The 270-nt window shown below is 74.8% G+C and carries 1 pseudogene; it reads left to right on the top strand.

The features are described from left to right. A pseudogene (locus JK364_RS54855) lies at positions 1 to 270 on the top strand (DUF4232 domain-containing protein); the annotation flags it as partial.

The following is a 270-nucleotide window of genomic DNA, read 5'->3' as shown; positions in this document are numbered from 1 at the left end:
AACGGTGCGCGGGGTTCCGACGCCAAGGCCGAGGGGGGCTCGGAGGCGGGCGCCGCGGAGAAGCAGTCGGGCGGCGGGCAGGACGCCACCGAAGGCGGCGGCAGGGCGCACGCGGGCGTCGAGCGCTGCCGCACCGAGAACCTGGAGGCCGCCTTCGCCACGGGCCAGGACGCGCTCCCGGTGCCGGAGGACGGCGGGACGACCGCCACCATCGTCCTGATGAACAAGGGCAACTACTCCTGCAAGCTCGGCGGCTTCCCCGGTGTGGAC

It is taken from the genome of Streptomyces endocoffeicus (assembly GCF_016741935.1).
GTDB lineage: Bacteria > Actinomycetota > Actinomycetes > Streptomycetales > Streptomycetaceae > Streptomyces > Streptomyces endocoffeicus.
The sequence above is the reverse complement of the archived record's forward strand: the minus strand, read 5'-3'. Positions and strand labels throughout refer to the sequence as shown.